General features: G+C 44.0%; 5 protein-coding genes. 1 reads left to right on the top strand and 4 read right to left on the bottom strand.

Features of this window, described 5'->3' with window-relative positions; genetic code table 11:
- Positions 1-785: 785 nt before the first annotated feature.
- Both B9T16_RS24895 and B9T16_RS24890 read right to left on the bottom strand, forming a co-directional pair.
- On the bottom strand, positions 786-2,378 hold the full coding sequence (locus B9T16_RS24895; protein ID WP_410246025.1) for a hypothetical protein: 1,593 nt from the start codon (positions 2,376-2,378) through the stop codon (positions 786-788).
- 354 nt (positions 2,379-2,732) lie between these two features.
- Positions 2,733-3,218 carry a hypothetical protein gene (locus B9T16_RS24890; RefSeq protein WP_035737689.1) on the bottom strand — a complete coding sequence of 162 codons (486 nt, stop codon included), beginning with the start codon at positions 3,216-3,218 and terminating at the stop codon, positions 2,733-2,735.
- 149 nt (positions 3,219-3,367) lie between these two features.
- Between B9T16_RS24890 and B9T16_RS24885 the strand changes: the two genes are divergently transcribed.
- On the top strand, positions 3,368-4,222 hold the full coding sequence (locus tag B9T16_RS24885) for a LysR family transcriptional regulator (protein ID WP_006616316.1): 855 nt from the start codon (positions 3,368-3,370) through the stop codon (positions 4,220-4,222).
- A 199-nt stretch (positions 4,223-4,421) separates the two neighbouring features.
- Here the strand turns inward: B9T16_RS24885 and B9T16_RS24880 are convergent, their stop codons facing one another.
- Positions 4,422-4,634 (bottom strand): hypothetical protein, encoded by a 213-nt coding sequence (locus tag B9T16_RS24880; protein WP_162097052.1) that lies wholly within the window; start codon positions 4,632-4,634, stop codon positions 4,422-4,424.
- Positions 4,635-5,262: 628 nt separating this feature from the next.
- On the bottom strand, positions 5,263-5,729 hold a 467-nt coding region (locus tag B9T16_RS24875), incomplete at its 5' end, for a DNA adenine methylase (RefSeq protein ID WP_410246024.1).

Genomic DNA, 5,729 nt, shown 5'->3' with positions numbered 1-5,729 from the left:
CCTGGCTTAGTTCCCTAAGCGTCGGGACATATAAACAGTTATGAGGATGGTCAGGAGTGCGCTCCTTATATCCAAACTCAGGGCTGGAATCCTCACCGGCTAGTGATTTCTGGCATTTAAGCCCTATTTCATACCCGAACGTCTCGCACCATTCGCTTACATTTGTCACTACTGATTATCTCGACCAGATATTCAGAGCCTAAGAGGGATTACAACCTTCCGTTTATATGGGCATTCCATCTGTAGATTTGTCCTCTCCACCGGGGTACTTTTAAAGGTCTTTGTAGGTAGTGAACAAAGCCCCCTACTTTTCCCCTTGCTCTTTTGAGCGTAGCGTATCAACCTATTTCGCTACTCCATTTTTACGATGGTTCAGGCCAGACATTCGGTTTCCCTAATCATGGATGGTTGGCAGTGGTCTCACTTCTGGTGTTGGGTTACACCTCGGATCCCTCCGTACCCCGCTTCAATCTGACGGGTTATGATTCCTGAAATCGGGGGTGGCTATCGCCGTTTCCCTCAACTCTGTTTCGTTACGCTTCCGTTATGTTAAGAATTGTTACGATTTGTTACAGAGTATGTTGACCTTGGGTTCCCTGCCTTGATTTGGTATCGTATGATACTAATCGTTGGGACATATAAACAGTTATGGGGTGGTCAGAAGCGAGCTTCTTGTATTCACCCAAGGGGCTGAAACCCCCACCAGGCGGTTATTTAGGGTATCACAATCCTATTTTATGCCTGAACGTTTCGCACCCGATAATTAATTGATAACAGAAAGCCCCCTAAAAAGTGCGTTCTACCCTCAGTGTTTGACCCGGTGTAAGTTTCTTAATTTCCTCAGTTAAATCTAACCAGGGTTGTAGTTGTCCCGGTTGAAATGTGCGACTCATGACCACATAAATAGAGGTTTGGGAAGCCCCAATTCCTGCACTAATTACACCCTGCCAAGAAGAGGCGGTAATTTCATCTGTCACCAGCCATTGATTATCTTGCCAGAGTAATTTTCGCCGAAAGTGAAACGGTGCATCCTGCTTGCCTGTTATTAACATTTTTTGCAGCATTTTCCGAATTAAGTTGGGAAAAAACCGCCCAAAAGTTAACATGACTACCCGTAACAAGATTAATTTTAAGGGTGACATTTGGGTTTGTTTCGCCCATCCTAACGGCCCTTCGATAGTGATTTCGTCCTGTTCTACTTTGACCTGGTAAGGTTCGATTAGGTGACTGACGGCATTTTTTAAATTTTTTCCCTTGCTAATTTGCAGGGATATTTGAGTGTCAGAAATTACTAATTTATTGTTCCTAAATATCTTGAAAACTCCGCCTTTATTTAAGCCCATATATAACTCAATCCCGGGACGACGTTTGATTAAAATTTGGGCTTCTTTTAACCAAAGACTAGCCACATCCCGGGGCAGAGGCTGAGGTCGATCGCTCACGAAATCTTGCCAAGCCAGCAGATAATTCCAGGCATGATGCCCAATAATATGATCATCAGCATAGCAAGGACCCAAGCCATTTTTTAGACCCTGTAAAAACTGGTCATTAATCCGCAGGGCTTCTGGTAGCCACTTCCCCGCTAACTCAAAACCATGGGGAAAGAAATTATAAGTGTTGCGGCAGCCATATTCCCCGCCATAAGTGCCATCAGGGTGGATGAAATGGGACGCTAATTCTACACCTTTGGCGATCGCATTTTTCACCCGGTCATCAGGTTTAAGGCGGTCCAATTCTGCCAAACAGGAAAGGGTGAGAGTATGATATCCGGGGTCGCAACCCTCATACTCCCGAAACCATCCCTCTTCAGTTTGCCAACTTAAAAGGCGATCGAGTCTCGTCCCTTGTATGCGCCGCCATTTAGAAGTTTGCAGCAGGTTTCCCAACCTTTCCAAGGCTAGAATAATTAACGCCTCATGGTTCGCCAGTTGACCACTTTCGTAGTGGTTAGCCAACCAGTTCGCCCGTCGTTCAAAANACCTCAGCGCCTCATAATCAACTAACCCCAATAGTCGATAACTTTCCACACAAGCCAGCAAAGAAAACGCCGAAGCCCCCGCCGCCCTTTCATAGGGGAAATAGTCATCACTAGAACCGTCTGCATGGGCGCTGCGCGCTGCAAAAGCTATCCCCGCTTGTACCCATTCCTTGATAGCGGGGTGTTGGTAATAGGAATTATCGGGAACATTGACTTCGTGGGCCAAAGCCATGGGCCAGACAAACTCCTGGGCCATACCACTGGGGAAGTCGATAATTTTATAATGCCAGAAGTTTCGGTCAAAACACCCATAGGTCGGACTGTGGGGGTTCCGATCTAGCAAGGTGAGAATTTTAGGAATTTGCCCTAGGGCTTCGATCGCAAATATATCTCTACTCACTTTGGGGTGGCTGAATTAATATGAAACCACATTCTAACTCGAAGTAATCCATCATCAATAATCAATAACTCATTCTATCACGCCTCCCTCTCCCCGGATATTTTGGGGGGTTGACAAACACTGCTCAATTGTGATATTCTGTAAGCAAAACAAATAATTTTTATATAGCCACTTTTTTTAAAATTGTCAGTATTCCAATTATATAAAATGGTAGCAGAAACTTACCCAAAAATCAACCCACCCCCCCACAAAAAAAATTTTTGTAACATTTATTAACTTTTTATTGCAAAAGTTAACATAATCTGGGAGAGTCCCGGATGGTTGGGAACTCTCCCCCAGATGATGGATAATTCATCAAGCGACGCGCAGGCGTTCAAAGCCGTGTAAGATAGGGGGGCGAGCCTTATCAGAAGTCACTCTATACAGGCGGGAAATTTCGGCGCTATTATATACTCGGAACTCGCTTTCTACAGTAGCCCTGTGGGTACGGATAGCTTGATTCAAGACTAGGGAACCTTCGGGGTCGGATACTGACCGATGGAAGGTTCCTGGGGGAATCCGCAAAATGTGTCGATTAGCGTCTAGTCGGACAATATGATAGGGACATTCCCAAGCGAAATTAACTAGATAGAAAGTACGACCCCCGGAAACAGCCAGTAGGTTATCTTCTTGCTTGGAGTGTAGATAGAACTGCCAGTAGCCATCCTCCGTGTTGTTGGGACTGGTAGCTGGTCCTTCGTGAAAAACCAGATCCCTAGCATTAGAGTTGGGGATGGTGATATCGAAAAAACGCACGCTAGGGGTATCACGGAACTTATGGAAGGGCAGTAACTCGAACATAAATGATTAGAGTAGCGATTAAATTTTTCAGTTCTCCCATAGCTTAATGATCTGATTCGGTATCATGCAAAACTCATTAAGCATAATTTCCATGCGTAAACTGGATGGATGATTGTTAATGACGATGGTCTCCGGTTCGGTTAATTGTTATGAATTTGTTTCATGTGCGGGTGTTAATGGCTGTGGTCGCCAAGGGTAGCTTTTCTGAGGCGGCGCTGGATTTGAATATTTCCCAATCCTCGGTGAGTAGGGCGATCGCATCTTTAGAAAATGAGTTAGGGATTCCCCTATTGTGTAGGGGGCGCTTTGGAGCGCATTTAACCCCCATTGGTGAAAAAGTCCTAGGTCACGCCCAGAAAATCCTGGAACTGCGGGAGACTATCGACCACGAGGTGAATTTGGAAAAGGGGTTACAGGGGTCTAAGGTGCGGGTGGCTTCTTTTCGCAGTGCGGCTACCCATATTTTGCCGCCGAAAGTGGCTGAGTTTCGCAGTCGTTTTCCTAATGTAGAGGTGAAAATTACCGAGACTGATCCGGTGGGGGTGGAACAGGCTTTGCGGATGGGTCAGGTGGATATTGGTTTAGTTCCTTTACCGCGATCTGAAGAGTTTGATACTTGGGAAATTGCCCGGGATGAGTATGTAGTATTATTGCCCAATTCTAAGCAACCAATTACCCAAAATTTAACCTGGGAAGAGTTGTCAGCTCATGCTTTTATATTGTACAATTATGCTGAGTGTACTTCGGCGGTGCGAGAACATTGGGCTAGGTGGGGACAGACCCTAAAAATTGCCTATGAGATTAAGGAAGATTCTACTATTGTTAGTATGGTTGCTCAAGGTTTAGGGGCCGCAATTCTGCCCCGGTTGGCGGCGCTACCTATTCCTAAGTCGGTGAAAGTGCGATCGCTTCCAGTACCCTTAGAAAGGGCGATCGGCGCGGCTATTCTTAGTAATGGTCTGCATCCTCCGGCGGTTTTCGCCTTCCTCGATGTATTACGTTAGAGACCTGCTCAATTGGTCGGTCTGTATCCGTCAGAACGCATAACTATAAACCCTTATCCTGATAGCGATAGCGGGTTATTACTCAACCCTATATCCTATTGAGTTACTCAGATATTACTCATAATCTAGTCCTAGCACAGGAAAATAATTCTGTCAATAGGATGATTACTCAGTCAACAAGCACAACTTAATCAATCTGTCAAATACCCATACCATCCCCCCAACCAAACACCGATAGGGTAACTCCCTTGTGATAGCAGTCAATGGCAAGCCTATCGGTTCGTTCCTCACCATTGACTGCTATCACATCGTTCGTTTCCCCAGGAGTGCTTGTTTCGGTTGGGGGGAGGATATGTTTCAAAATCAACCACGACAACAGCAGAAGATAATTCCCTAAGCTATCAATGTACAAAGATATTAGGCTGCCTATCCGGTTATCTATGGGAGTCAGATTATTAGTGAAATCTTGAGGAGCCTACTCGCTACCAACAAAATGCGATCGCATAATCTAAACTATCTCCTACCGGAATCAACCCGATACCCTCAAACAACTTTTCAACTGGTAACTTGTTTCGTCATCTCTCGCTGATACCTACATAATCCTAGAGAATTGATTCMCCATCGAAACCGATACCTACATACCGCTAGACAAGTCTCCAATTTATAGGGGTACTGGGTTTCGCCTGGGATGATTACCCCTAATAGACGGGTTAAGGTTTTGGCTTAGGGTGTTTATTGTGGGTAAACTAGGGGGGTAAGCATATAAATAATTAATAGTCCAGGATTAATAGTCCAGGAAATCAATAATACGAATGAACCCCTACAGTCAGAAACCATAGGGGGCCATTTAAGTTATTGAGTTAGGGTTATCTGTTAGGTTGACTCCATGTATTAAGTAGGCAATTATAGGCCTCTGAGTTAATTAACTCAGGAAGTTGATTAAAACCGTCTAAGTTACTTTTAACCCATAACACTTCAGTTCGTTTCTTTTTTACATCTTTCTTGTGACTAGCTGACATGACTGTATTTATTTCTATTTTTTATGTAAATGATTGAGGTTTAATCATCTGATGATAATTCGATATAATGTAATTGCCTGTTATGCAATCTAATGTATGACATAGTTTTGTCCAATCTTTAATCGTGTAGCCGCTATAGTGACCTTGTACACTACCGGAATAAGGCGGGTCACAATAGAATAGTGTATTAGGTGAATCCCACCTTTCAATACACTTAATAGCATCCTCGCAGGAAATGTAAACCTTTTCTAACCTTTCCAACGCTTCAGATAGCCTAGCTTTTTTATTTGTGAATGTCATCGCTTGGTTTTCGCTTTTTTTACTGAAACCCCACCCCTGCCTAGCGTTGGCAAATGATTGGTTGATATTGACATAGTATGCCCAAGCTTTTTCAATGTCTGAAAAGCCTTCCGGTTGTTTACATATTGCTTGAGATTTTCTGTAGTCAGATTGACTATATAATGTAGCTTGAATTTCATTATTAAGTT

The sequence above is a fragment of the Arthrospira sp. PCC 8006 genome (assembly GCF_046480465.1).
GTDB classification, from domain to species: domain Bacteria; phylum Cyanobacteriota; class Cyanobacteriia; order Cyanobacteriales; family Microcoleaceae; genus Limnospira; species Limnospira platensis.
Note: the sequence above shows the minus strand (reverse complement) of the source record. Positions and strands in the feature narration are given on the sequence as shown.

What these genes read in the sequence shown, in the direction of transcription:
- B9T16_RS24885 (WP_006616316.1), top strand. Translation starts at nt 3,368, where the DNA reads ATGAATTTGTTTCATGTGCGGGTGTTAATGGCTGTGGTCGCCAAGGGT.
- B9T16_RS24890 (WP_035737689.1), bottom strand. Translation starts at nt 3,218, where the DNA reads ATGTTCGAGTTACTGCCCTTCCATAAGTTCCGTGATACCCCTAGCGTG.